Source organism: Haloterrigena alkaliphila (genome assembly GCF_017352155.2).
GTDB lineage: Archaea > Halobacteriota > Halobacteria > Halobacteriales > Natrialbaceae > Haloterrigena > Haloterrigena alkaliphila.
The window spans coordinates 1,795,614-1,819,304 of record NZ_CP071462.1 but is presented as its reverse complement, the minus strand read 5'-3'; the positions used below and the strand labels follow the sequence as shown (position 1 = coordinate 1,819,304).

General features: G+C 62.3%; 25 protein-coding genes and 2 tRNA genes. 14 read left to right on the top strand and 13 right to left on the bottom strand.

Going from position 1 to position 23,691, the window contains the following annotated elements; translation table 11 throughout:
• Positions 1 to 9 precede the first annotated feature (9 nt).
• Together J0X25_RS27660 and J0X25_RS27655 are read right to left on the bottom strand one after the other, a co-directional pair.
• Entirely contained in the window at positions 10 to 1,137 is a 1,128-nt protein-coding gene (locus J0X25_RS27660; RefSeq protein ID WP_207290747.1) for an acyltransferase, read from the bottom strand.
• 277 nt (positions 1,138 to 1,414) lie between these two features.
• A tRNA-Phe gene (locus J0X25_RS27655) sits at positions 1,415 to 1,488 on the bottom strand.
• A gap of 223 nt (positions 1,489 to 1,711) precedes the next feature.
• Here J0X25_RS27655 and J0X25_RS27650 point away from each other — a divergent pair.
• On the top strand, positions 1,712 to 2,158 hold the full coding sequence (locus J0X25_RS27650; protein WP_207290746.1) for a DUF7344 domain-containing protein: 447 nt from the start codon (positions 1,712 to 1,714) through the stop codon (positions 2,156 to 2,158).
• Between the two features lie 806 nt (positions 2,159 to 2,964).
• Here J0X25_RS27650 and J0X25_RS27645 read toward each other — a convergent pair.
• Positions 2,965 to 3,038, bottom strand: a tRNA-Val gene (locus J0X25_RS27645).
• Between the two features lie 61 nt (positions 3,039 to 3,099).
• Between J0X25_RS27645 and J0X25_RS27640 the strand changes: the two genes are divergently transcribed.
• The 3 genes from J0X25_RS27640 to J0X25_RS27630 all read left to right on the top strand — a co-directional run bounded on the left by J0X25_RS27640 (position 3,100) and on the right by J0X25_RS27630 (position 6,322).
• Positions 3,100 to 3,594 carry a DUF192 domain-containing protein gene (locus tag J0X25_RS27640; RefSeq protein WP_207290745.1) on the top strand — a complete coding sequence of 165 codons (495 nt, stop codon included), beginning with the start codon at positions 3,100 to 3,102 and terminating at the stop codon, positions 3,592 to 3,594.
• 76 nt (positions 3,595 to 3,670) lie between these two features.
• Positions 3,671 to 5,635 carry an ABC transporter ATP-binding protein gene (locus J0X25_RS27635; RefSeq protein ID WP_207290744.1) on the top strand — a complete coding sequence of 655 codons (1,965 nt, stop codon included), beginning with the start codon at positions 3,671 to 3,673 and terminating at the stop codon, positions 5,633 to 5,635.
• A gap of 57 nt (positions 5,636 to 5,692) precedes the next feature.
• Positions 5,693 to 6,322 carry a Yip1 family protein gene (locus J0X25_RS27630; RefSeq protein ID WP_207290743.1) on the top strand — a complete coding sequence of 210 codons (630 nt, stop codon included), beginning with the start codon at positions 5,693 to 5,695 and terminating at the stop codon, positions 6,320 to 6,322.
• A gap of 24 nt (positions 6,323 to 6,346) precedes the next feature.
• Here the strand turns inward: J0X25_RS27630 and J0X25_RS27625 are convergent, their stop codons facing one another.
• Entirely contained in the window at positions 6,347 to 6,691 is a 345-nt protein-coding gene (locus tag J0X25_RS27625; protein WP_207290742.1) for a DUF5789 family protein, read from the bottom strand.
• 144 nt (positions 6,692 to 6,835) lie between these two features.
• Here J0X25_RS27625 and J0X25_RS27620 point away from each other — a divergent pair, with 144 nt between their 5' ends.
• Entirely contained in the window at positions 6,836 to 7,576 is a 741-nt protein-coding gene (locus J0X25_RS27620; RefSeq protein ID WP_207290741.1) for a creatininase family protein, read from the top strand.
• Positions 7,577 to 7,711: 135 nt separating this feature from the next.
• Here the strand turns inward: J0X25_RS27620 and J0X25_RS27615 are convergent, their stop codons facing one another.
• Together J0X25_RS27615 and J0X25_RS27610 are read right to left on the bottom strand one after the other, a co-directional pair.
• Positions 7,712 to 8,194 carry a DUF5790 family protein gene (locus J0X25_RS27615; RefSeq protein ID WP_207290740.1) on the bottom strand — a complete coding sequence of 161 codons (483 nt, stop codon included), beginning with the start codon at positions 8,192 to 8,194 and terminating at the stop codon, positions 7,712 to 7,714.
• 426 nt (positions 8,195 to 8,620) lie between these two features.
• Positions 8,621 to 9,007, bottom strand: coding sequence for a dihydroneopterin aldolase family protein (locus J0X25_RS27610; protein WP_207290739.1), 387 nt, complete (start codon positions 9,005 to 9,007; stop codon positions 8,621 to 8,623).
• 398 nt (positions 9,008 to 9,405) lie between these two features.
• Here J0X25_RS27610 and azf point away from each other — a divergent pair, with 398 nt between their 5' ends.
• The gene (azf, locus tag J0X25_RS27605) at positions 9,406 to 10,149 is read left to right on the top strand and encodes an NAD-dependent glucose-6-phosphate dehydrogenase Azf (RefSeq protein WP_207290738.1); all 744 of its coding nucleotides are present in this window, start codon (positions 9,406 to 9,408) and stop codon (positions 10,147 to 10,149) included.
• Positions 10,150 to 10,243: 94 nt separating this feature from the next.
• Complete coding sequence (locus J0X25_RS27600; protein ID WP_207290737.1) at positions 10,244 to 11,215, top strand: aldo/keto reductase; 972 nt, start codon at positions 10,244 to 10,246, stop codon at positions 11,213 to 11,215.
• A gap of 22 nt (positions 11,216 to 11,237) precedes the next feature.
• On the opposite strand, the gene J0X25_RS27595 is transcribed toward J0X25_RS27600, so the two are convergent.
• From J0X25_RS27595 to J0X25_RS27585, 3 genes are all read right to left on the bottom strand, one after another.
• On the bottom strand, positions 11,238 to 11,852 hold the full coding sequence (locus J0X25_RS27595) for a DUF309 domain-containing protein (RefSeq protein WP_207290736.1): 615 nt from the start codon (positions 11,850 to 11,852) through the stop codon (positions 11,238 to 11,240).
• 534 nt (positions 11,853 to 12,386) lie between these two features.
• Entirely contained in the window at positions 12,387 to 13,469 is a 1,083-nt protein-coding gene (locus tag J0X25_RS27590) for an aminopeptidase (protein WP_207290735.1), read from the bottom strand.
• Between the two features lie 89 nt (positions 13,470 to 13,558).
• A complete protein-coding gene (locus J0X25_RS27585; protein ID WP_207290734.1) occupies positions 13,559 to 14,287 on the bottom strand; it encodes a queuosine precursor transporter in 729 nt (242 codons plus the stop codon).
• A 341-nt stretch (positions 14,288 to 14,628) separates the two neighbouring features.
• Here J0X25_RS27585 and J0X25_RS27580 point away from each other — a divergent pair, with 341 nt between their 5' ends.
• Positions 14,629 to 14,823 carry a cold-shock protein gene (locus J0X25_RS27580; RefSeq protein ID WP_207290733.1) on the top strand — a complete coding sequence of 65 codons (195 nt, stop codon included), beginning with the start codon at positions 14,629 to 14,631 and terminating at the stop codon, positions 14,821 to 14,823.
• A 359-nt stretch (positions 14,824 to 15,182) separates the two neighbouring features.
• A complete protein-coding gene (locus J0X25_RS27575; protein ID WP_207290732.1) occupies positions 15,183 to 15,455 on the top strand; it encodes a PadR family transcriptional regulator in 273 nt (90 codons plus the stop codon).
• Between the two features lie 135 nt (positions 15,456 to 15,590).
• Here J0X25_RS27575 and J0X25_RS27570 read toward each other — a convergent pair whose 3' ends face one another.
• Positions 15,591 to 15,884, bottom strand: a complete 294-nt coding sequence (locus J0X25_RS27570) for a HalOD1 output domain-containing protein (protein ID WP_207290731.1) — start codon at positions 15,882 to 15,884, stop codon at positions 15,591 to 15,593.
• A 245-nt stretch (positions 15,885 to 16,129) separates the two neighbouring features.
• Between J0X25_RS27570 and J0X25_RS27565 the strand changes: the two genes are divergently transcribed.
• From J0X25_RS27565 to J0X25_RS27550, 4 genes are all read left to right on the top strand, one after another.
• The gene (locus J0X25_RS27565) at positions 16,130 to 16,786 is read left to right on the top strand and encodes a nucleotidyltransferase domain-containing protein (protein ID WP_207290730.1); all 657 of its coding nucleotides are present in this window, start codon (positions 16,130 to 16,132) and stop codon (positions 16,784 to 16,786) included.
• Positions 16,783 to 17,265, top strand: coding sequence for a DUF8154 family protein (locus tag J0X25_RS27560; RefSeq protein WP_207290729.1), 483 nt, complete (start codon positions 16,783 to 16,785; stop codon positions 17,263 to 17,265). Before J0X25_RS27565 ends, J0X25_RS27560 begins: the two co-directional genes overlap by 4 nt.
• 220 nt (positions 17,266 to 17,485) lie before the next feature.
• A complete protein-coding gene (locus J0X25_RS27555) occupies positions 17,486 to 17,968 on the top strand; it encodes an HhH-GPD family protein (RefSeq protein ID WP_207290728.1) in 483 nt (160 codons plus the stop codon).
• A 451-nt stretch (positions 17,969 to 18,419) separates the two neighbouring features.
• Positions 18,420 to 19,430, top strand: coding sequence for a tyrosine-type recombinase/integrase (locus tag J0X25_RS27550; protein WP_207290877.1), 1,011 nt, complete (start codon positions 18,420 to 18,422; stop codon positions 19,428 to 19,430).
• 268 nt (positions 19,431 to 19,698) lie between these two features.
• On the opposite strand, the gene J0X25_RS27545 is transcribed toward J0X25_RS27550, so the two are convergent.
• Positions 19,699 to 20,604, bottom strand: coding sequence for a hypothetical protein (locus tag J0X25_RS27545; RefSeq protein WP_207290727.1), 906 nt, complete (start codon positions 20,602 to 20,604; stop codon positions 19,699 to 19,701).
• Between the two features lie 387 nt (positions 20,605 to 20,991).
• On the opposite strand from J0X25_RS27545, the gene J0X25_RS27540 reads away from it, so the two are divergent.
• A complete protein-coding gene (locus tag J0X25_RS27540; protein WP_207290726.1) occupies positions 20,992 to 22,104 on the top strand; it encodes a DUF8203 domain-containing protein in 1,113 nt (370 codons plus the stop codon).
• 336 nt (positions 22,105 to 22,440) lie between these two features.
• Here the strand turns inward: J0X25_RS27540 and J0X25_RS27535 are convergent, their stop codons facing one another.
• Complete coding sequence (locus J0X25_RS27535; protein WP_207290725.1) at positions 22,441 to 22,902, bottom strand: toxin-antitoxin system TumE family protein; 462 nt, start codon at positions 22,900 to 22,902, stop codon at positions 22,441 to 22,443.
• Positions 22,903 to 22,906: 4 nt separating this feature from the next.
• Positions 22,907 to 23,503: a winged helix-turn-helix domain-containing protein gene (locus J0X25_RS27530; RefSeq protein WP_207290724.1), complete on the bottom strand. Its 597-nt coding sequence runs from the start codon at positions 23,501 to 23,503 to the stop codon at positions 22,907 to 22,909.
• Positions 23,504 to 23,691 lie beyond the last annotated feature (188 nt).

Sequence of the window (23,691 nt, the reverse complement as noted above, 5' to 3'; positions counted from 1 at the left end):
CCGCGCGGGTCAGTTTCGCCCGCCTACCATCGCGTTCACCACGGTTCGGAGGCGGTCCCGGGAGGTGACGCGACTCGCCCGCCGGAGAAGCGTCGTCCGCGTGAGAAACAGGGAGATAGCCAGCGCGCCGGCGTACGTGAGCGTCGACAGCGCCACGTGCCAGAGGGCGCTCTCGCCGAGGTCGTAGCCGAGCAGTTCGACGGCCCCGCTCACCCCGACGAGCGAGAACAGGACGAGGGGGTGGACGACGTAGATCCAGACCGCGTGACTCCCGAGCCAGGGCAGCCCCGTTCCCTTCCCGAGGGTCGGCCTCGAGAGGACGTAGACGAACAGCGCCGTCGCGAACAGCGGGGTCGTCGCGGTGTACTTGGTGACGTAGACGCCCTGCGCGATCGAGTCGCCCGTCAGCACGTAGCCGAGGACGTACCGCTCGGCGAGGTGAATCGCGCCGAACGTCACCGTCGCGGCGAGGTACAGCCCGCTCCGGTCGCGGCTCGGCGACCACTGCCACGAGCCGATGCAGTAGCCGACGCTCGTGTAGAAGAACCCGAAGAACAGCGCGTCTCGAGTCACGAACGGGACGTCGACGAGCATCGGGTAACTCTGGTCGAGGATCCCCACGACGTGGAACGTGGCGGCGACCGGCAGCAGGTACCGGGTCTTCTCGACGGCGACGACGGCGTAGACGAGAGCGATCGAAATCGCGAGCGACGGCAGGAACCACAGGAACAGCAGCACCGAATCGCCGTAGTAGAGCAGTCCGAGAGGTGATAGCGCCTCGAGCGCGCGGGCGAGGACGGCACTCGACACGTCGCCGCCCGCTCGAGCGGTCCCGCCCGCGGCCACGAGGAGAACGAGCGGGAAGTAACCCAGCACCGCGTAGCCGTAGATCGAACCGACTCGCTCGAGGTGGGCCCTGACGTAGGCCGCGGGCTCCGTACGCGTACACTTGCGAGCGAAGAGGTACCCTGACGTCAGGAAGAAAAACGGAACCGCGAACCGGCCCACCGTGTCGATGACGAGATTGACGGCGTTCCCGGTCGCACCGAGCCCTCGGAACAGATCGGCGTGGATGGCGACGATGAACGCCATCGCGACGGCTCGAACGGCGTCGATGCTGTAGATCCGTTCGCGCATTGGGCTGTCACTCGGTCGACAACATATGATTCTTTCTTCATTCCGATAGCGGTCGTGGAGACTCGCCGGACACGTGATTTCGGGTCCAGCAGAAGCGCCACCTCCCGAATTTGAACCTCGCCGAGACGTTCCTGCTCGTGGTTCGAGAGAGCGAAGCTCTCTCGTCATCACGAAACGGCTCCGCCGTTTCGATCGACTTCGCTCGCGGGCTGCGACTCGTCTGGTTCAAACCGGTCGGGTTCCATTTCTGTCGCTCACGAGTTGTTCGCGACAGAAATGCCGCCTCCCGGATTTGAACCGGGGACAGCTCGATCTTCAGTCGAGTGCTCTCCCAGTCTGAGCTAAGGCGGCGCATCTCTACCTCCGTCCATGGTATAAAAAAGGATTTCGAATCGGAGCCACCGCGCCGTCGTCCAGATCCGATACCCGATCCGCCCACCATCGGTTCGGTTAGGACACCATATCGATCGGTAACGTGGAGAATACAAACGAGTTTATCAATCATTGACGCCAGTCTGTTGGAATTATAGATATTCAAGACACCCTTTTCCGGTCTGGCGAGTAACATCGTGTTATGGAAGCACTTGCCTCGAGTCAGGAGGAGCAGGAACTCTCTGCAGATACCATCCTCGAGCTGCTGGCTAACCGCCGGCGACGATATCTCCTCTACGCGCTCCGCGGGCAGGAAGACCCGATCGAGCTCTCCGCGCTGGCCGAGCAGGTGGCCGGCTGGGAACACGACGTACCACCGGACGAAGTAGCCAAAAACGAGTACAAGAGCGTCTACGTCTCCTCGGTCCAGTGTCACGTCCCGAAACTGGCCGACGCGGGCGTCGTCGACCACGACGAGGAGAACCACACCGTCGTCCTCGCGAGCAACTTCGACCAGCTCGAGCCCTACCTCCGGGTCGTCGTCAAGGACGAACCGGAGAACTCGACGCTCCACGCCGCCCTCGAACACGAGTCCGGCGACGGGCTGCTGGGCCGGGTTCGGGAGAACGTCGCCCGACTCAAACACTGACGGCCGCGCACGGACACCGACGCTCGATTCGGTTGGCTCGAGGGCAGCGCCGCCGTTTTGCGCCGCGAAATCGACCCGCGGTAGCGACCGGGGACCGATCGTGCTTCTCTCTTCAAAGAGGCATTCTAACGGCTCGATAGCTACTGCGACGCCCCTAGTCCCGCGTTACTCGTCCGTCGCCAGTCAGACAACGGCGTGCATGACCTACTCTAGCCAGTTCGTACCAGCCAGGTGTCGGTTCGTGGAACATCAGTTCCACGTCGCGTCCGCTCACACGGCGTGACCCTGGGCTCGAGGCCGGAACTGGCCTGAACGGAATCCGGAGCAGCTATCTCGCCTACGGTGCGCAATTCCGGTGAAAGACATCGAGACCGCCCGTCCGTCCTTTGCTCGTACTCGCTTTGTACAGTCGCACCCCTTCGATAGCCTCGCCACAGACATCACACGTCATCAGCACCCGTACGCTGTGACGCCCTTAAACGCTGTTGTGAACACGGGAGTAGTAACAGCCGTGTCGCCGACGACCCATCGGACTCGAGACACGAGTGTTCGTGGCCGAGAGACGGGCTCGAGCGGGTTCGAACAACGTCCGAGAACCTCCGCCTGTAGCCAGAATCTCGGTCTCGTTCGAACCGCCCTCCATTTCTGTGGCTCACTAACGTTCGTCCCCGAAATAGGCTCGATCGGGTTCGAACCGAAGCAAAACGGTCGCTCTCGCATTCGCTCGAGCGCTGTGACTTGCAGGGTTCGAACCCGCCACTCGCGTCATATTGCTGCCGCTCACGGATTGTTCGCGACAGCAATAGTGGGCTCGGGCGGGTTCGAACCACCGACCTCGGCCTTGTAAAGGCCGCGTCATAACCAGCTAGACCACGAGCCCGCATCCGAACCAAGTCACCCCGTCCGAATAACCTTTACTTTCTCGCGGCCGAGGAGCAGCCATGGCCCTCGAGCGCGTCCAGAAGGCCCTCTTCGCGGTCGCAGCCGTCGCCGTGATCGCGGTCCTCGTTCTCCAGATGGGGTTGGTCACGCCGCCGTGGACCGTAGACGCGGGCACCGTCCGCGTCGTCGACGGCGAGACCGGCGAGGAACTCGCGACCGTCGAGGTCGAGGTCGCGGACACCCCGAAGGAGCGCTACACCGGGTTGAGCGACCACGAGTCGCTCGAGGCCGGCGAAGGGATGCTGTTCGTCCACGACGACGAGGGCGAGCGAACCTACGTGATGCGGGAGATGGAGTTCGACATCGACATCGTCTTCGTCGACGCCGACGGCGAGATCACGTCGATCGAACACGCCCGCGCACCCGGCCCCGGTGAGGACGGCGAGGAACTCGAGTACGCCGGCACGGCGAAGTGGGTCCTCGAGGTTCCGCGGGGGTACGCCAACGAGACGGGGATGGCGGCCGGCGACCGGATCGAAATCGACTACGAGTGAGACGGCGACCGCCCCCGCGCGCTACTGTTTCGATTCGTAGCAACCCTTATTGGCGGCCGTCCCGGAGGCGAGGACAATGAGCGGGAGTGGCGCCGACTGGGACGAGGACGACCCGTTCGAGGAACAGCGCGAGGAGATCGAGAACCCGATGAAGCGGCTGTTCCTCGAGTACGGACGCAACTACACGTTTCAGGCGGTCGTCGGCGTTGTCGCGAGTACCTTCGCCCGAATTCTGGATCTGCTCCCGCCGATCATGCTGGCGGTCGCGCTCGACGCGGTGTTTCGCGGCGAAACCGAGTACGCGGACGCCCTCCCCTTCGGCGGCGGCCTCGTCGCCCCGTACGTCCCCGCGACGCAGGTCGGACAGTTCTACCTGACCGTCGGCGTCATCGCCGCCGCGTTCTTCCTCGGCGCGACCTTCCACTGGCTCCGCAACTGGGGCTTCAACGCCTTCGCCCAGAACATCCAGCACGACATCCGGACCGACACCTACGACAAGATGCAGCGGCTGAACATGGACTTCTTCGCCGACAAGCAGACCGGGGAGATGATGTCCATCCTCTCGAACGACGTCAACCGCCTCGAGCGCTTTCTCAACGACGGGATGAACTCCCTGTTCCGGCTGGCGGTGATGGTCCTCGGCATCGGCGCCATCCTCTTCGCGTACAACTGGCAGCTCGCGCTGGTTGCCCTGCTCCCGGTGCCGCTGATCGCCGTCTTCACCTACCTGTTCGTCAAGGTCATCCAGCCGAAGTACGCCGCCGTCCGCTCGACCGTCGGGAAGGTCAACTCGCGACTGGAGAACAACCTCGGCGGGATCCAGGTGATCAAGTCGAGCACCACCGAGGAGTACGAGTCCGACCGCGTCGAGGACGTCTCGCGGGACTACTTCGACGCTAACTGGGACGCCATCGAGACCCGCATCAAGTTCTTCCCCGGCCTGCGGGTCATCGCCGGCATCGGCTTCGTCGTCACCTTCCTCGTCGGTGGCCTGTGGGTCTTTCAGGGGCCGCCCGGCCCCTTCACCGGCACGCTGAGCGAGGGCGAGTTCGTCGTCTTCATCCTCTACACGCAGCGCTTTATCTGGCCGATGGCCCAGTTCGGGCAGATCATCAACATGTACCAGCGCGCCCGCGCCTCCTCGGCCCGGATGTTCGGCCTGATGGACGAACCGAGTCAGGTCGCCGAGAACCCCGACGCGCCCGCCCTCGAGGTAACGGAGGGTCGCGTCGAGTACGACGACGTCACGTTCGGCTACGATGAAGACGAGGAGATCATCATCGAAGACGTCGACTTCACCGTCGCGGGCGGCGAAACGCTGGCCCTCGTCGGTCCGACGGGCGCCGGCAAGTCGACGGTCCTCAAACTCCTCCTGCGGATGTACGACGTCGACGAGGGGGCGATCACCGTCGACGGACAGGACGTCCGCGACGTCACCATCGCGAGCCTTCGGGAGTCGATCGGCTACGTCAGTCAGGACACCTTCCTCTTCTACGGCACCGTCGAGGAGAACATCAAGTACGGCACCTTCGACGCCGACCGCGAGGACGTGATCGAGGCCGCGAAGATGGCCGAGGCCCACGACTTCATTCAAAATCTCCCCGAGGGGTACGACACCGAGGTCGGCGAACGCGGCGTCAAACTCTCGGGCGGCCAGCGTCAGCGCATCTCCATCGCGCGGGCGATCCTCAAGGACCCGGACATCCTCGTCCTCGACGAGGCGACCAGCGACGTCGACACCGAGACGGAGATGCTCATCCAGCGCTCGATCGACGAACTCGCCGCCGACCGCACCACCTTCGCCATCGCCCACCGCCTCTCGACGATCAGGGACGCCGACCAGATCCTCGTCCTCGAGGGCGGCGAGGTCGTCGAGCGCGGCACCCACGGGGAACTACTCGAGAACGACGGCCTTTACTCGCACCTCTGGGGGGTCCAGGCCGGTGAGATCGACGAACTGCCCCAGGAGTTCATCGAGCGCGCCCAGCGCCGGCAGGCGCGGACGGAAGTCGACGTGGACGTCGGTGACGATGACGACTGATATGTGATTTTGTTGTAAATTCGTGGATTTTTATTATTTTTGTTTGGTAGGAGAGATATGGCCCCGCGAACACCGTTGTTTGATCCCGCGGAGTACTTCGCTCGCACAAGCCGCGCCACCGCACAGAACAGGGGGATCGGCGTCTTCGTCCTCTTCGTCGTCCTAGAAATCGCTTGGTTGTCCGTCGCCATCAGACTCCTATTCGCTCAGGTGCACGATCTGGGCCCGCGACTCGAGCAGCAGATCATGTCGGCCATCACCGGGATAATCGTGATCACCACGATCGTCATCGTCATCGCGTGGCTCGTCGTCGCCGCGATCATGCATTACGGGACCAGCGGCTCGAACGGTCCGGGAACGTTCACCGACGCTCTCAGCGTCGCCGGTTGGGCCTACGCTCCGGAACTCGTCTCCCTCGTTCCGAGCGCACTCTACGGCTGGTGGACGGTCCGGCAACTCTCGTTCAACGGTTCCGATCCCGACCGGCTGGCCGCCGAGTTCGATAGCGTCGCGTCACAGGCCGGCATGGGAATCGTCCCGATACTCCTGGTGCTCGCGACGACGGTCTGGAGCGTCTACATTCTCACCTACGGAATCGCTGAGACGCACGACGTCCCGGTCGATCGGGCCGTGACTCCGGCGGTCGTCGTAGGGCTGGGTTCGGTGGTCCTCTTTCTCATCAACTGAGTACCAAACCGACGAACATGGCCGTTAGAACGACTCCTGACCTTCCTGGTCGCCCTGGTCCGGCGCGCCCTCGTCCTGTCGCTGCTCGCCCGCCGCGGGCGGGGTGCGGTCGCTGTAGTTCTTCCGTCCGATCGCCTCGTCGCCGACCATGTTCATGATCGCGTTCTCGACCTCCCCGTAATCCTGATACTCCTCGACACCCATCGGCCCGATGAGTTCCTCGAGCGTCGTCGTGTTCCCTTCCATCTCGATCTCCTCGTCGCCGTAGCGCTCGAGGAGTTCGTCCTCGCTCAACGGGTAGTCCGCGGACTCGAGTTCGTCGCCGAGATCGCCGATGTCGACGCCGCTTTGGCGGTCCTCATCAGTCATGTGCGAAGGATTGAGTGCGCCCGCGGAAACCGGTTAGCCCTGCGTTCGCCACCGCTTCCGGAGACTGAACGGGTGTACTGGCGACGGACCGGATCCCCCGACGACCGCGGAACTTTCATGTTCGCTCCGTGGGAGTACTCGCGCATGGACCTACGCGACGCGACGTGGACGGACGTCCGCGACTGCGAGACCGATCTGGCGGTCGTCCCCGTCGGCAGCACGGAACAACACGGGCCCCACGCCCCCCTCGGCACGGACGTCGTGACCGCGGAGGCGGTCGCCGACGCCGGCCTCGAGCGCGTCGAGCGCGAGGTCGTGCGCGCGCCGGCGATTCCGGTCGGTATCGCCGAAGAACACCGCCAGTTCCCGGGCACGATGTGGGTCTCCGCGGACACGTTTCGAAACTACGTGCGCGAGGCCGTCGAGAGCCTCGCCCACCACGGCTTCGACCGCGTCGTCATCGTCAACGGCCACGGCGGCAACGTCGACGCCCTGCGGGAGGTCGGCGCCCGGATCACCCGCGACGGCGACGCCTACGCCGTCCCCTTCACCTGGTTCGAGGCCGTCGGCGAGCACACGGCCGAGATGGGCCACGGCGGCCCGCTCGAGACGGCCCTCCTCCGGCACTGCGAGCCGGAACTCGTCCGCGAGGATCGGATCGACGAGGCCCGCGACGGGCGCGCCGAGAGCTGGGGGGACTGGACGAGCTACGCGAATCTGGCCTACGACGCGGCGGAGTTCACCGACAACGGCGTCGTTGGCGACCCCGAAGACGGGGACGCGCGGCGGGGCGAGGAACTGCTCGAGCTCGCGGCCGACGGGCTGGCGCGGCTGCTCGAGGCGGTCGCCGAGCGAGACGTCTCGCGGCCCCCGCGCCGGGAATAGCGGTGACCTGCGGCCGTACTCACGAGAGCGACTCGACTCGAGGGGTACGACTCGAGAGGGTGCAAAGCGAGGGGTGCGACTCGAGGACGACGGCGAGGAACCGAGATCGGACGCCTGCCCGTTTCGGTGGACCCGTTACTCTTCGTCTTCTTCGGCGTCGTCTTCGTCGGCCTCGGCCTCCTCCTCGGCTTCAGCTTCCTCGTCGTCCTCGTCCGCGTCGGCGTCGGGACCGGCGTCCTCGAGGGTCCCCCGGAGCGCCGGGATCGTCGAGGTGAGTTCGCCGACCTGTTCGCCCGCCTCGGCGATGTCCGTGATGGCCGCCTCGAGGTCGGCGATCTCCTCCTCGAGATCGTCGGCGTCCTCGAAGGCGTCGGCGCGCTGGCCCATCGTGAACCACTTCTTCGCGTCGCGGAGGCTGTCCTCGGCGTCGCCGGCGTCCAGCGCGGAGTTGAGCCCGTTGAGCACGCCGAGCACGTTGTCGGCGTCGGTCTCCCAGATGTCGTCGGCGCCGGGGAGTGCCGCCCACCCCTCCTCGAGCGAGGATTCGACGTCCTCGCGCATCTCGTTGGCGGCCTCGCCGAACAGTTCCTCGTCGTCGCCGAACGTCGCTTGGCTCATGTCATCTCCTTCACGGGGGCTGGGGTTAAAAGGTCGCCCGAAAGTGAAAGTGAAAAGCGACTCGAGCGGATCGATATCGGCCGAATGTCGGCTGTATTTCGAAAACAACGGGACTCGATTTCGACGACTGCCGGGCCGTCTCGTGATTCACGCCCACGCGAATCGGATCTACTCTATATGACTCCGGTCTGGGAACAGGCGTGCGGTGGCGCGCGCTGGTGACCGACCGAGCGAAAGCGAGGGCGGTCAGCGATGCTGCGCGAGGGATGAGCGAGGGAGCGAAGCGACCGAGTGAATCGGCTGGGGAGGGCGTGGCGATTCCCTGTTGCCACGATAGCAAGACGCTTCGCTGCACCCGCCGCTTCAATCGCAGCATCGGTCCATTCGCACGTCGACTGAACGGACTTCTCGAGTCCCACAACTAATTCAGTCAGCTGACGAGTCGCGACCCCGAACCGATTCGACGCGCATCAGCGGGTAGCCGTCCTCCATCGCCATTCGCGTGACGACCTCACAGCCCTCGTAGTCGACTACGATTTCGACCTCGAGGAATCGCCCCGTCAGTTCGGTGTAGTCGGCCGCCGAGTCGGCGAGTTCGGCCTCGAGTTCGTCGGTCCGGACGGCGACGGTCACCTCGGTACAGTGGGGCTGGTTCTCGATCGCTTCTTCCATCGCCCGCTCGAGACTCGCGGCGCTGTCCGGCGAGATCGGCGTTCCGGCGAACTGGTGGTAGAGCGTGCCGAACTTGATGCCGGCCTCGAAGCACGCGGCCTCGGCGTCCGTCGGATCGGACTCGTCGGAATCGGTCGTCATGCTCGAGTGCTCGCGTGCGCTCGGGAAGGGAGTTGCGATGCGCGCGACTCTCGCGGTCGGATCGAAAGGCGGTACGAACGGTGACGAGCCGCCGTCCGAACAACGAGCGGTCTGCGATCGTGGCAACGGGGAATCGCCACGCCCTCCCCAGCCGATTCGCTCGGTCGCCCCGCTCCCTCGCTCATCCCTCGCGCAAGTACGTCGGTCGGCCTCGCTATCGCTCGGCCCCCCGACAGCGCGCGCCACGGCACGAGATCAGCGGGCGAAAGAGAGACGCGGACGAGATACCGATACCGAGAGAACGGCGAACGGAGGAACTCGACGGGAGCGTGCTACCCCCGACCGAACTGCCGCGGAACCGCATGCTTCTTATCGCCGCTTTCCTTTCCACCGAACGAATGGCACAGTCAGTCCTGCTTACTGGGGCTGCGGGGCGGGTCGGAGAGGCCATCCTCGGCGGCCTCGCGGACGAACACGAGTGGCGCTTGCTGGATCGCGATCCGCCGACGGAGGACTACCCGGGCGAGTTCGTCGTCGCGGACATCACCGAGATGGAGGCCGTCCGCGAGGCGATGGACGGCATCGACGTCGTGATCCACCTCGCGGGCGATCCGCGCCCGGAGGCGCCGTGGGACAGCGTCCTGACGAACAACATCGACGGCACCCGGACCGTCTTCGAGGCCGCCGTCGACGCCGGCGTCGAGAAGGTCGCCTTCGCCTCCTCGAACCACGCGGTCGGCGCCTACGAAACCGAGGAGCGCACGCCCGACCTGTACCGTCCACACGACGACTACCTCCTCGACGGGACGGAACTCCCCCGACCGGGCAACCTCTACGGCGTCTCGAAGGCCGCCGGCGAGACGCTGGGTCGGTACTACCACGACGAGTACGATCTCTCGGTGGTCAACGTCCGCATCGGTAACCTCACCGAGGGGCACCCGCCGATCGACTACGAGCGCGGGCAGGCGATGTGGCTCTCCTACCGGGACTGCGCGCACCTGTTCGATCGCTGCATCCGGGCCGACTACGAGTACGAGATCGTCTACGGCATCTCCGACAACGATCGGAAGTACTACTCGCTCGAGCGCGCGAAGGAGGTTCTGGGGTACGAGCCGCGGGACAACTCCGCGCGCCACGACTGAGAGCCGTTTTCGCACTCGAGCGCACGGAGGCGAGAGCCAGCAACCCGTTCCGGCGAGCCACGAGGTTTTGTCGTCGGCCCGTCCAACACTGCCTATGGAGTACACCACGCTCGGATCGACCGGCATGTCCGTCAGTCGCATCGGACTCGGCTGCATGAGTTTCGGCAGCGGCCGGGAGTGGATGCTCGAGCGCGAGGAGAGCACCGAACTGATCGAGCGCGCGATCGACCTCGGGATCAACTTCTTCGACACGGCGAACGTCTACTCGACGGGCGAGTCCGAGGAGATCCTCGGCGACGTCCTCGCCGACTACGACCGGGACGCGCAGGTCGTCGCGACGAAGGTCTACGCGGAGATGGATCCCGACAACCCCAACGCCAGCGGGCTCTCGCGGAAGGCCATCGAGCAGGAACTCGAGGCCAGCCTCGACCGGCTCGGCCTCGAGACCGTCGACCTCTACCAGACCCACCGGTGGGACTACGACACGCCGATCGACGAGACGCTGCGGGCGCTGGACGACGCCGTCCGGCGCGGCAAGGTTCGCTACGTCGGCACCTCCTCGATGTGGGCCCACCAGTTCGCCGAGGCCCTGCAGACCAGCGACCGACTGGGCCTCGAGCGGTTCGCGACGATGCAGAACCACTACAACCTGTTCTACCGCGAGGAAGAGCGGGAGATGCTGCCGCTCTGTGAGAAGGAGGGGATCGGCGTGATCCCGTGGTCGCCGCTGGCCCGCGGCGTCGGCACGCGCCCTCACACCGAAATCGAGTCGACGACGCGCGGGCAGACGGACCAGTACCTCGAGCAGATTCCCTACCTGCAGGGCGGCGGCGAGGAGATCAACGAGCGCGTGCAGGAACTGGCCGCCGAGAAGGGCGTCACGATGGCCCAGCTCAGCCTCGCGTGGCTGCTCCACAAGGACTGGGTCGACGCGCCCATCGTCGGTACGACCAGCGTCGAGCACCTCGAGGAGGCCGTCGAGGCGCTGGACGTCTCGCTGTCGGCGTCGGACATCGCCTACCTCGAGGAACCCTACGAGCCGCTGCCGATCGCGGGCCACGAGTAAGACTCACGGTGATCCACGTTCCTCAGAACAGGCCCTCCACGTCGGACTCGCGGGCCTCGCGGCGGCCGACGTGGTCGGTCAGGCGCTGATAGACGATCCCGCGGTGATCGTCCTCGCGGACGAAGTCGAACAGCAGGCTGATGAACAGACTGCCGTCGTCGCCGGCCTCGAGGTCGCTGCGGGCGTACGCGCGGGCCTGCTCGATCGGTTCGGCGTCGTAGCCCAGTTCCCCGGCGAGGACGGTCGCCGCGATCGCCGTCGGCGCGAACCCGATGTCCGCGAGCGTCGGAACCTCGCCCTCGTGTTCGAGGCGAACCGGTGGCCGGCGCTCGACGAGTTCCGGATCGGCCGCGAGCGCCTCGAGAAACGATCGGACCGGCGAGAGCCGGACATCGCGGTAGTTTGGAGGCAACCCGTCGAGGTACTCGAGCGCGCTGTCGGCCAGGCCGACGGCTCCCTCCCAGTTGCGCTCGCGGGCGTGGTGGACCGCGGCCGTGAACTGGATCAGCCCGTGGAGCAGTCGCTCGTCGTCGGTTCCGGCCTCGAGGTCGAGCCAGTGGGCCTCCCAGGCGTCGTGGGCCGCGTGGTAGTGCCCCGCGTTGTAGATCGCGGCCCCGGCCCGGAGCTGATCGCGCATGGCCGACGTACGGACTCGAGACTCGAGAGACTATCGAACTGGACGCCTCGAGAACCGCGAGTGCCGGATACGAACCGCCTCCGGCAGGGCGGGCAGACAACTGTGAACATAACGGGACGCGCAGCGAGTCCCGACCGGTTATCTTCCGCCACCGGTCACGGCGGTACTCGATCTGTGGGCGCGATCCTACATTATTATGCGGCGGCTTCGAAATCGAACGGTAATCGTTGACAGTGCCCAATGGTCGGTTAATTGGACGCTACCACCGGTTCTACGGTCGTCTGAGGAGGGGGCGATCAATCCTGCCGAGCGAGCCCGATCGTTCCGCCTCGAACCCACCCTCCTCACGGTTCGCTGCGCCCACCGTTCGGTGTCTGCGGTTCTCGGCCCTTCGGGCCTCCGAACCGCGCTACTCACGGGCGCGTAGCGCCCGTTCGTTCGAGGGATCTTCGATCCCTCGTTATTCCTCACGGTTCGCTACGCTCACCGTTCGGTATCCGTGGTTCTCACTCACTACGTTCGTTCCGAACCACGCTACTCCCACCGAAACCGACCGTTTCGTTGCACGACGTCGCCGTCGATCTCGAGGCGCGAGTCCTCGCTCACGTCGGTGATCAGGTCGACGTGGACCGCGGAGTCGTTGCCCGACTCGCCCTCGGGGAGGTTCGCGTCGTAGGCCCGGCCGAGCGCGAGGTGGATCGTGTCGCCCATCTTCTCGTCGAAGAGGATGTTGTCCGTGTAGCGGTCGATCCCGCGGTTCATGCCGATCCCCAGTTCGCCCAGTCGGCGCGCGCCGTCGTCGGTCTCGAGGATCTCGCCGATCACCGCCTCGCCCTGTTCGGCCTCGTAGTCGACCACCTCGCCGGCCTCGAACTCGAGGCGGACGTTTCGGACCGACTCGCCGTGCAGCGTCATCGGGACGTCGAAGGTTACCTCGCCCTCGGTGGCGTATGGCGCGGTGAAGACCTCGCCGCTGGGGAGGTTGTGCGAGTCGTACGCGACCGAGGCGGCGCTGTTGACCGCCGTGCGGCCCTCGATCCGCATGGTGAGGTCGGTGCCGGCAGAGACCAGTCGGACCTCCGACCCCTCGTCGAGCAGGTCCTTCATCCGCGCCATCTCGTCGGCCAGCGACTCCCAGTCCCGGAGGATCGCGCTGTACGCGAAGTCCTGGTACTCCTCGTAGGCCATGGTGGCCTGCTGGGCGAGCGACCGGGTCGGGTGGACCGTCGACACCCAGCGCGTGTCGAGACGCGTTTCGCGGATCCCGGTTCTGGCGCTGCGGTGGGCCCGACGCATCTCGCCGGGTACGTCCGCCGTCGCGCTCGTGTTGCGCCCACCGCCGAGCGAGAGGTAGACGTCGGCGTTCTCGACGAGGGCGAGTTCGTGGGCCGGATCCTCGTCGAAGTCGCCGTCGTGGGCCCGGAGGTAGGCGCGGGTGATCTCGCCCGAACCGTAGGTCGCCAGCAGGTTCGCACCCCGCTCACCGAGCGCCTCGGCGACCGCGACGGCGAGTTCGTGCGCGTCGGGCCCCACGGAGAGGACGACGTTATCGCCCTCCTCGACGCGCGCACTCCAGTCGACCAGTACCTCGGCGTGTTCGCGGACGCGTTCGTCCATACCTGACACTGACGAGCGGCCCACTAAACGCTCCCGTTCGGCGCGTCCGGCGCTCGAGGAGAACCGCGGCGGCGTCGGCGAACGCAGTTTCAGACCGCAGCGGTGTCGTCGTCGGCCGTCGGTTCGCGAGAGCGGACGAGCGAGACGATGGCGTAGACGACCGGCGTATCGAGGACCGCGATGAGGAGTTTCAGCAGGTACTGCCCGAGCATCAGCGCGAGGAGGTCGCCGGCCGGGAGGACCGGACCCACGCCGATCAGCGACGGGGCCAGCGAGAAGGCGACCCCCACGAAGAGGACGGTGTCGATGGCCTGACTGCTGGCCGTCGAGGCGATGTTTCGCAGCCAGAGCTTCTCCCGCCCGGTGTACGCGCGGATCCGGTGGAAGACGGCCACGTCCCAGTTCTGGCTGACCACGTACGCGAGCAAACTCCCGAGGACGATGTTCGTCGAGGCGCCGAGTACGGTCGCGAACTGGTCGGCGGCGCCGGGATCCGCCGCGGGCGCCGCGATCGTCGACCAGACGAGCGCGAGCACGACGACGTTCATCGCGAAGCCGACGTTGACGACCACCTGCGTCGCCCGTCGGCCGTACAGCTCCGCGTAACAATCGCTCGCCAGGAACGTCAGCGCGTAGGCCAGCGCCGCACCGGGCAGCGCCAGCTCCGCGCCGGTGATCGGGAGCGAGACCGGCAGGGAGAACGCGAGCACCTTCGATGCCGTCAACTGCGCCGTCACCAGCGCCGTCACGAACAGCCCGATCAGGGCCACCTGCGCGATCGTGGGCGCGGCCGACGGCTGGGTCTGCGATCGACTCATGCACGTCGCGTATCCATCGAAGCCACCTAAACGATTCGAGACTGCCTCGAGACGCGGGGTTCGCCCGGTGTCCCGAATCCGCGACTCGGGTTCGAACCCGCGACTCGAGGGGACCGTCCGGTCTACTTCCTCCCCACTCGGGCGAGTATCGCGGGCCCGATCCGGAGCGAGCTCGAGCAGCCCTCGCGACTGCGTTCGTTCGACAGCAGCCGTAGCAGTGAACTCGGTATCCGGCTGTCAACCGCGGCGTACACCCGGATATCGGCCGAACGAGCGTTCGGCAGTCGACGGATACGAAGAACACAACCATTATACGTGTCGCAGCGCTCTCTCCGGTTGCAATGGCGAAAGGAAACGTTGATTTCTTCAACGACACAGGCGGCTACGGTTTCATCGAGACTGACGACGCGGACGAGGACGTTTTCTTCCACATGGAAGACGTTGGCGGTCCGGACCTCGAAGAAGGCACAGAGATCGAATTCGACATCGAACAGGCCCCCAAGGGCCCCCGCGCCACCAACGTCACCCGCCTGTAACACGGCTTCGTACGTTCGGTAACGGGTTTCACAGCGATACTCACATTCTTCAGGCGATCACCACACAGCGACGGCCGTCGTCGCCTCGAGTGCGCACAGTCGATGGGTCCGACGACTCGACTCCGCCGACCGTCCGCACGGGAGCGCGTGGTAGGGACAGCCATACCAGGCCACCACGAGTCCGCAACTCAACACCGAACAGTTCGGCCCGCTGGTCGCCGCTGTAGCCACTTCTTACTGTCGGCGGGCGAAACGATTCCTGTCGTTAGCGGAATTAGCCCCTCAAAACGCCCGAGAAACAGTTGATACGAATACGATAACAAATAGTCGGACAGTTGGTCTGTCGGTGTGGTAGCAAAATGGACGATCTGACCGGATTTCAACGCGATCTGCTGTACGTGATCGCCGGAGCCGACCAGCCGTCTGGCCAGGAAGTAAAAGACGAAGTCGAGAAGTATTACAACAGTGAGATCAATCACGGCCGTCTGTACCCCAATCTCGACACGCTCGTTAACAAAGAGCTCGTCGAGAAAGGGCAACTCGACCGACGGACGAACTACTACGCCATCAGCGACGAGGGCTACGAGTCGATCGAACAACGTCGCGAGTGGGAACAACAGTACATCGACTGACGACGAGGTGCGTCACGGCACCGCCGGTCGCCGCACCCCGCAGTCCGACGCCCAGCGAACACCACCCGGTTCGTCTAGCGGGCCGGAGAGGACGCGCGCGACCGCTCCGAACTCGATCGATGGCGCATCCTGCAGCTACGGCTGTCGTTCCGCGGCCCAGATCTCGACGACATCACCGACGTCTCGGAGTGAAACGCGAGTACCGTCGACGAAGAACGAGACCGTCGTCGCCGCGTCCTGATTGAACCGAAAGAGTCGCTCGAGGGCCTCCGGATCGATGATGTCGTACAGCGTGAAGTCCGCCTCGACGAGGTCGATCCCCTGGTGTTCCTCGACGGTCGTCAACACCGCCTCGCTCAGGGAGTGATCGGTGTCCGGATCGAACGTCGTGTGGCCGGCCTGCTGATAGTCCGAATCGTCCACGATCATACGTACAGACCCGCGACCGCTGTAGGTAGTAGTACACACAGCATATGCCGGCACCGTTTCTATTGGTGATCGATCCGTCGTGGGGTTCTCGAGGCGTTCCGGTGGCGAGACCACGGACGTGTAACATCAGGATCCGGGTTCGTTTTCCGTTCTGCTCGTTACGCTTCGCTCCCTATCATTCGCGCGTTGAGCACCTTTTGGCCGACGAATATATGTAGTATAACTCGTTACAAGAGATGTAACGAATGGCCATCGAAGTACGACTTCCACTCCCTGACGAGCAGGTCTTTCGGTACGCAGCGATGGACGAGGCGCTCGAGATACTCGCCCGCAACCCGACCGAAGAGTTCTCGAACCGAGAATTCCAGCGACTAACCGGTTACGGCGGCCCCAGCGTTTCGAAGGCACTCTCCCTCCTCGAGGCGATGGGACTCATCGTCAGGCGCGACGTCGGGAATCGGACCCTCTATCGGATCGACGAACGCCGGCTTCGCGACGCCGACGACCCGCTTCTCGAAATCCCTCAGGCGGAGTTTCGCGAGCCGCTCGGACGATTCGTCGAACGAGTGGACGACGAAGTGCCCTCGATCGCTGGAATCCTCTGCTTCGGCAGCGTGGCGCGCGGCGAAGCGGATCGCGCGAGCGATATCGACATCTTCGTTCTCGTCGGCGAGAACGAGAATCCGGTTTCGGCGCGACGAACCGTCTCGGACATCGCACGGGACCTGGAAGAGGAACCGATCGGCGGCGATCGGTACGAGTTCGAGGTCTTCGCCGAATCGCCCGAGAGCGCCCGCAAGCGCGGCGAGGATTTGCGACCCGTCCTGCAGGAGGGGATTCCCCTCGTCGAGAGCGAGACGTTCCGGCAAGTGAAGCGCGACGTCTTCGGGGTGAACGGATGACGTCGAAGGAACTCGAAGCCGCGCTCGCGGACGCGGAGGACGCCTTCCAGCGGAGGCCCCAGAACCCGGAGGTCGGGCTCGAGCACGTCTCCGATCCGGCCGTCCTTCAGTTGCGGAAGGCGTGTCGACTCCTCGACGCCGCCGGCTTCCTCCTCGATCGGAACGGTCACTTCACCGTCATCATCGAGAGTTCCTTCGTCGCGATCGAACGCTCGATCCAGTTCTACGTCGAGGAGAAGGGGTACGACGTCGCCGGGCAGCGCCACACCGAGGTCTACGAACTGGGTGTACGAGCGGGGCTCTTCTCGCGGGACGTCGCCGAACGGCTCGAAGAGCTCTGGATCGAGAACCGGTCGGAGTCGTACTACCGGACCGGCGTCGCCGGCGAGTACCGGGCGCGGACGATCTACGAGTTCGCGGCGCAACTTCACGACGAGATCGTCCAATTGACCCGGACTCGGGACTGCCTCTGCGAGTGAGCGCAGCCGACCCCCTAAGTACGATAAGGGGACCACAGTTCGGCATGCGTGTTGAGGATGGGGACGAGTTCGTCGAAAGCTTGCTCGAGTGGTACGCCGAAAACGGACGACACGACTTACCCTGGCGCGATCCGGACGCTTCGCCCTTCGAGATACTGATCGCCGAGCTCATGCTCCAGCAGACCTCGGCGGAGCAGTCACCGGCGTCTACGACGAATTCGTGGAGCAGTACCCGACGGCCGGCACCGTTCTCGCGGCCGCGGAGACCGACATCGGTGAATCGATCGAACCGCTGGGGCTGCGAAAACGGACGGCGTACTTCAGGCGCGCTTCCGCCCAGCTCCTCGCGCGTCACGACGGTCGCGTGCCCGACTCCCGATCGGAACTCCTCGGATTGCACGGCGTCGGCGAGTACACCGCCGCCTCGGTGCTGGCCCACGCGTACGGACGGAACGCCTCGGCGGTGGACACGAACGTGGCGCGCGTACTGGCCCGGGTTTTCGGGAGCGAATCGGCGGAACCCGAATCGTCCGAAATGTGGGATCTCTCGGATCGATTGGCGCCCCCGGGCCGGTGCGACGATTTCCTCCACGCGCTCATCGACTTCGGCGCGGCTGTCTGCACGGCGAGGGATCCGAACTGCGAGTCGTGTCCGTTCGAAGCGACGTGCGAGTACGAAACCGAGCGGTCGACCGACGAATGAGAACCGATCGGATACGGATCGGTTCGACGAATCGGTCAGCGGTCGCCCGAACCGTCGCGTAAAATCTCATCGAGTACCTCCCGACACTGCCTCATCTTGTCCTCCTCCGTCCGTACGTCGTAGTGCCGATCGATGACCTTCGGCGAGACGTAACACCGATCGCTCACGACGTCGACCCCCGTTCACCAATTGAACGGGCTCTAAGCGGCGAACGACGCGCCGTTTAAATATACCCCGACGCCGCCCCTTGGATCTGAACCATTCAGAAATCGGATGGGCCCTGACGGAACGGTGTCCGTTCGCGAGATAATTGGTGATCCAGGAATCATCACACGGCGTCGGGATGGAGTCGGATCGGCCGGTCGAAACCCGCCGATCTGGATCCAAACCGTTCAAAATCCGAACGGGCCCGTTCGGCCACGGCGCCGTCGTGCGGTTCGCGGAGATCATCATGAACCTCGAACCGATCGATCCGGAAACGGCGGTAGAGTTGTACGTAGCAGACAGGGAGACCGAGTGCCGGCGGGCGACGATCCGGTCGCACCGCTCTCGCCTCAGCCACTTCACCCGCTGGTGCGAGAAGCGCGGCATCACCAATTGCAACGACCTCACCGGCCGGCTGCTCCACGAGTACCGCATCTGGCGGCGCAACGACGGCGATCTCGCGCCGTCGTCCGAGAGGTGCCAGATGAACACGCTGCGCGTGTTCGTTCGCTGGCTGGGAACGATCGACGGCTGCGATCCCGACTTGCACCTGAAGGTCCGCTCGCCGAAGATCACGCCCGGCGAGCACGCTCGAACGGAGATGCTCGACAGCGAGCACGCCGAGCCCATGCTGGCCTACCTCGAGAAGTACGAGTACGCGACCCCCCAGCACGTCGTGCTGTCGCTGCTATGGCACACCATGCTCAGAGTCGGAGCCGTCGTCGCGCTCGACCTTCGCGACTACAACCGCGAGGAGAACTTTCTCGCGGTCGTCGACCGGGCCGACACCGGGACGCCGATCAAGAACGGCAAGGGTGGACAGCGCCTCGTCGCGCTCTCGGGGCAGATCTGCACCGTCCTGGACGACTACATCCGCGACCGCCGGCAGGAGGTAACGGACGACCACGGTCGGAAACCGCTGTTGACTACCTCCCACGGTCGCATGTCGCGGACGACGATTCGGCGCTACTGTTACGAGTACTCGCGGCCCTGCGAGATCGGTCTCGACTGTCCGCACGGAATGGATCCCGAGACCTGCGACTACGTGCCGATCGACAAAGCTAGCAAGTGCCCCTCGAGCGTGAGCCCGCACCCGTTTCGTCGCGGCGCGATCACGCACTACTTGGCCAACGACGTACCCGAGACGGCCGTGAGCCAGCGGGCGAATGTGAGCCCGGACGTGCTCGAGCAGCACTACGATCAGCGGACCGAGAAAGAGAAAATGGAACAGCGAAGGGAATTCCTGGGTAATATCTGAGACGGCCGAATTACCCGTATTTTCCAGTGAACTCATCCTCTTTAGATCTCTTTAGGAGAGAACGGACGCTCATACAGATGTGGATTGACCGCTGAATTTTTCATCATTTTTCTGTAATGTTCGTCGAGTTGTATTGAATACAGGACGCATATCTGCCAGAGGAACAAGACAGAATGATTGAACAGTACATCAAGGAGTAGAAGGAAATCAAAAAGCGACTTGAGTAACTGCTGAGATGAGTCTTCTTTTCGATTATCTATGCACGTTATTATATATGGATCTGGCTATTCACGTATTCGAGATTCTCCCGGAGGAGGCTTGGTTTTAGAAATGAATATCGAGACTCCTGATAGCTGGTGACTACCCACAAATCCTGCTTTGGAACTTCAAATACTCCGTAAACAGCAGTATCATCTGTGCGGTTCCCATACTTTCTCGTAACTTTCGAATCTCGGTGGGGGATTATCTCTTCGGCCGGGTCACCAACGATGTGATCTATGACCGCTAGCCAAGCATCTTTGCAGCCCGCGATGAAAAGGCTCGGATTGACCATCTTCAACTCGTCGGCGAACCGTGCTCGCCAGTAATCTCGGTCGACATTCTCAAGAATCGAGCCGTCAGGAGATGGTAGTCTGAAGAACTGAGTGTGATAGACGTCACCATAGTAGGAATCCGGCAGATCAGTTCGGGAATCTACGCTTACGTAGTCCTCATACAAGACCTCTTCCTCAGATGGGAGAACGTCGAGGGAATCGCGGAGCGACTCTACGATGGCTTGAGGGCCCGGATTAGATGAATGAGTGAGATACCTGTGGAATTCCCTCGACCATCTCCATGCAATCTCTTCAATATCGCCTTCGGCCTCTCTAATCCTCCCATATTGTCCAGATATGAACTCTTCTCGACGGATCGTCCCTTTCATTCCAGGATTCAATGAAGCATAGGCTATGTCCTGATCCAGCAGCGGTGGGCATTCAAGGAAGGCATCTATGCCGATCTCCTGGGCTTCGAGATACTCGAAAATCGATTGTGGGTCCTTAAGCCGCGAAGTTGCTCCTACAAATTCAAGATACTCCTTTGCCGTGGTTACGTCGTGGTCCTCTTCCAAGATTCGCAGATAATCTTGGAAGAGTTCCTCAAAGTAGGCCTCTGCTCTCGGCGTAATTGCACGCATTATGTCCAGATAATATTGAACATGGATAAACCATAAGGATTTATAAATGCCTATCGAGCCACACTCTGGATACAGCACGCCGAGTCTGACAGAGGGTTGGTAGGTTGATAGCACTCTTACAAGATACACAGCGCATATTCAGCACGAGGTGGAAGCAAACGCAAACAGCTAATTCGTGAAGTATATGCGGTGATGATTCGGTCGAGAAAGGCTCAATAGGCGGGCCAATTGACTCCTATCTCCACACCTATTACGAGGACATCGAAGACCATTACCATATAATATCTATCGGTTAGGTTTCTAGCTGCGGCATCGGGTGCGTGATTTCACTCCGGGGATTTATTTATCCTAAACCTATTTACTGCTGCCATTCAATTCGGTAATAAGATGAGTTCTGACGAAGATATTGAGGGGAGTGAAGAAGAATCTGAAACTACACCTGAAGATAGGACTACAGCAGGTGAAGCGTGGGTCGGTTCTGATGCAACATTCCATACCTACTCTGAAGGTGGTTTTCAGAACAAGAGTGAGATTGCAATAGCTATTGCCGTTGATGACCGAGACCAATTCAATACTAGGTACCGGAGCATCATAGAGGAGAAAGCTAAGGAATATGATTCTTCACCAAAAAGGCCTGTTCTGAAAAGCCACGAAGTTCGTGAGATGGCTTCAGAATGGGACTATGATGGGATTATTTCTGATGTAGTAGAAGATTTATTGAAAATAGATAATATTGCAAATATTCACGTTACTGTTACGAATATAACCAATCAAATGGTGGTGGCCTATCAAGACGACAATGGTCCCCGTGAGCAAATTTCGCGTGATGATCTTCATGGTGAACTTACAAATTATTATCATCTTATCGCTGTCTGGGATTATCTTGATGAATATCGGGACGCACCGTGGGGAACTGATAATGTACTCTTAGATGATTTTGAGGGAAAGGACAACCTCCCTTGGAGACGTACGGGGATAATCTCTGACGAATTGCATGTAATTCCTCAGGGCGACGCAACCTACCCACTTCTATCGCTAGCTGATTTGACTATGGATTATGTAAAAGAGAACGTAGAAAAATGGACTGCATCTGAGATTCGTGATACACTAATTTCGGCTACACCAGATGACACTGCTTACGTGAATACGAAAGGTTTCCACACTCCCGAAGAAGTCAGCGACTTGGTTCCTTTAGCGAGACGGAATATCAATCGCTCAAAACACTATCCTCATCCAATTGTGTTTATTGACCGTGGTGGAATTAGCAGAGATGAATTGACTAATTATGAAATATATCACACTATCGCAGAATATGTTTATGAAGAATCTGGATGTATGAAATTCTTTTCCGAGACCGAAGATGGTGACGTAGTTGAACCTGAAGATTATATTGTGTGTCTTGATGAATCTGACACTCACAAGTACGAAAAGTTTGAGGAATACAATAATTCAGATGACATTATACTCACACCAAGTGAGGCTTTAGAGAAGTTCCACTAAAGGGTGTTGTAAACGAAAAAGGAAGCCCCATTTTGGGACCACCATTCGTCGTCCAGTTCCATTTCGGAACCGGCTCACCACTAACTAGGAGGACGGGGTTAATATGTTTTTTGATTAAGTACTAATATCTACTAGTAGATGCTGTCGTCTGGTGATGTTCATTCTACTTTTCTCGACTGGATAATACTGTCTTCATCCTCTGTATTCAGCACGCGGTTTTTGACAGGTGCCAAAGAGGTTAATTGTCGCTTTGTTATCTGCTTTACCTGTACATATCACAGAGGGTAGAAAGCACATATTTCTCCGAGGATTTCGATAGAGCCCCAAGATTCGCACTCATGGCGGATTCTCAGCCGTGTTAAGATGAGCCAACGATTCCGTCTCGTACGCCCGTCGCCAGAGTTTTAAAACGGCCAGCGCCACCAGCCGCGGCTCTTCGACGGTGATGCAGGACGGTTCCGCATCGTGCGCTCTCGCATCGGGCGGCGCGTGAAAGTGCTTCTCGGGGGAGTGCGGATTCGGGTGGCGGTCGAACCGCCAGTTCGCGTCCTCCGAATCCGTGTCATGGAACGAGTACGCGCCCGACGTGTACCAAGTGACGTCGATCCGGGCGCTATCCGCGTCGCCGATCCCGTCGTCCAACGTCAGTCGGATCTCGCGCGGGCTCAGTACGGAATCGAATTCGACCTCGGTGACGAGCGGGTCCCCGCGGAGAAACACGTCGCGGACGATCTCCATGCCGCCGACGTCCGGCGCGCCCACGTCGCCGGCCAGCTCCTCGCCTCGAATGCTACCCATGCGATCAGGCCGACGCGTCCAGCGTTTCGTCGGCGAACGAGCCGCGCTGGGTCGAATCGCTCCCGCCCTCCTCTCCGGAACCCGCGTCCGGATCGAAGTCGTACAGGGCGAGCGCCGCTTTCGCGACCTCGAGGTCGTTCTCCGCCGCCCGCCACTCCGAGACGGCCTCCCACCCCTCGTTCGCGTCGGATTCGAGCTGGAACGCGAGGTCGCCGGGGTCCGAGGCGTCGAACTCGTCCCGGAACTCGCGGATCTGCGCCCGGAGGTCCTTGATTCCCGCCGTCAGTTCTTCCCGGGAGAGCTCCCGATGGATGTCGCTGACCCGCTGCATCGCGACCGCCTGGCGGGAGCGCTTGTACCGTTTCCCGCGACCCGTGGCGACCGTCTCGGCGAATCCCGTCTCCGCGAGCGTCTCGAGGTGCTTTCGGGCGGTCGGTTCGCTCACGCGAGCCCGATTTGCTATCTCCTTCGCGTACTGCGGCGTCGTCGTGGAACGCAACACCCCGCGGACCCGCTCGAATTTCGTCGTGGATTCGAGCCACTCTTCGACGACCGACTCGTTCACGTCGCCCTCCCAGCCGACGGGGTCGTCATTGGTCATGATTCGTCGGTTGGGGCCACAGGCAGAAAATGCTTTCCTCGAAAAAACCATTCTTCGCTGTAATCAGCTAGGTCCATATCTTTGAACGGGCTGTCGTCAGCCGGTACGTCGAATGGATCGCCCGAATTCGCGGTACGGAGGATCGCCTTGCTGAGATCGCCACGAGACTCTAAGTACGAAAAGGCTGG

What these genes read in the sequence shown, in the direction of transcription:
- J0X25_RS27660 (WP_207290747.1), bottom strand. Translation starts at nt 1,137, where the DNA reads ATGCGCGAACGGATCTACAGCATCGACGCCGTTCGAGCCGTCGCGATG.
- J0X25_RS27650 (WP_207290746.1), top strand. Translation starts at nt 1,712, where the DNA reads ATGGAAGCACTTGCCTCGAGTCAGGAGGAGCAGGAACTCTCTGCAGAT.
- J0X25_RS27640 (WP_207290745.1), top strand. Translation starts at nt 3,100, where the DNA reads ATGGCCCTCGAGCGCGTCCAGAAGGCCCTCTTCGCGGTCGCAGCCGTC.
- J0X25_RS27635 (WP_207290744.1), top strand. Translation starts at nt 3,671, where the DNA reads ATGAGCGGGAGTGGCGCCGACTGGGACGAGGACGACCCGTTCGAGGAA.
- J0X25_RS27630 (WP_207290743.1), top strand. Translation starts at nt 5,693, where the DNA reads ATGGCCCCGCGAACACCGTTGTTTGATCCCGCGGAGTACTTCGCTCGC.
- J0X25_RS27625 (WP_207290742.1), bottom strand. Translation starts at nt 6,691, where the DNA reads ATGACTGATGAGGACCGCCAAAGCGGCGTCGACATCGGCGATCTCGGC.
- J0X25_RS27620 (WP_207290741.1), top strand. Translation starts at nt 6,836, where the DNA reads ATGGACCTACGCGACGCGACGTGGACGGACGTCCGCGACTGCGAGACC.
- J0X25_RS27615 (WP_207290740.1), bottom strand. Translation starts at nt 8,194, where the DNA reads ATGAGCCAAGCGACGTTCGGCGACGACGAGGAACTGTTCGGCGAGGCC.
- J0X25_RS27610 (WP_207290739.1), bottom strand. Translation starts at nt 9,007, where the DNA reads ATGACGACCGATTCCGACGAGTCCGATCCGACGGACGCCGAGGCCGCG.
- azf (WP_207290738.1), top strand. Translation starts at nt 9,406, where the DNA reads ATGGCACAGTCAGTCCTGCTTACTGGGGCTGCGGGGCGGGTCGGAGAG.
- J0X25_RS27600 (WP_207290737.1), top strand. Translation starts at nt 10,244, where the DNA reads ATGGAGTACACCACGCTCGGATCGACCGGCATGTCCGTCAGTCGCATC.
- J0X25_RS27595 (WP_207290736.1), bottom strand. Translation starts at nt 11,852, where the DNA reads ATGCGCGATCAGCTCCGGGCCGGGGCCGCGATCTACAACGCGGGGCAC.
- J0X25_RS27590 (WP_207290735.1), bottom strand. Translation starts at nt 13,469, where the DNA reads ATGGACGAACGCGTCCGCGAACACGCCGAGGTACTGGTCGACTGGAGT.
- J0X25_RS27585 (WP_207290734.1), bottom strand. Translation starts at nt 14,287, where the DNA reads ATGAGTCGATCGCAGACCCAGCCGTCGGCCGCGCCCACGATCGCGCAG.
- J0X25_RS27580 (WP_207290733.1), top strand. Translation starts at nt 14,629, where the DNA reads ATGGCGAAAGGAAACGTTGATTTCTTCAACGACACAGGCGGCTACGGT.
- J0X25_RS27575 (WP_207290732.1), top strand. Translation starts at nt 15,183, where the DNA reads ATGGACGATCTGACCGGATTTCAACGCGATCTGCTGTACGTGATCGCC.
- J0X25_RS27570 (WP_207290731.1), bottom strand. Translation starts at nt 15,884, where the DNA reads ATGATCGTGGACGATTCGGACTATCAGCAGGCCGGCCACACGACGTTC.
- J0X25_RS27565 (WP_207290730.1), top strand. Translation starts at nt 16,130, where the DNA reads ATGGCCATCGAAGTACGACTTCCACTCCCTGACGAGCAGGTCTTTCGG.
- J0X25_RS27560 (WP_207290729.1), top strand. Translation starts at nt 16,783, where the DNA reads ATGACGTCGAAGGAACTCGAAGCCGCGCTCGCGGACGCGGAGGACGCC.
- J0X25_RS27550 (WP_207290877.1), top strand. Translation starts at nt 18,420, where the DNA reads ATGAACCTCGAACCGATCGATCCGGAAACGGCGGTAGAGTTGTACGTA.
- J0X25_RS27545 (WP_207290727.1), bottom strand. Translation starts at nt 20,604, where the DNA reads ATGCGTGCAATTACGCCGAGAGCAGAGGCCTACTTTGAGGAACTCTTC.
- J0X25_RS27540 (WP_207290726.1), top strand. Translation starts at nt 20,992, where the DNA reads ATGAGTTCTGACGAAGATATTGAGGGGAGTGAAGAAGAATCTGAAACT.
- J0X25_RS27535 (WP_207290725.1), bottom strand. Translation starts at nt 22,902, where the DNA reads ATGGGTAGCATTCGAGGCGAGGAGCTGGCCGGCGACGTGGGCGCGCCG.
- J0X25_RS27530 (WP_207290724.1), bottom strand. Translation starts at nt 23,503, where the DNA reads ATGACCAATGACGACCCCGTCGGCTGGGAGGGCGACGTGAACGAGTCG.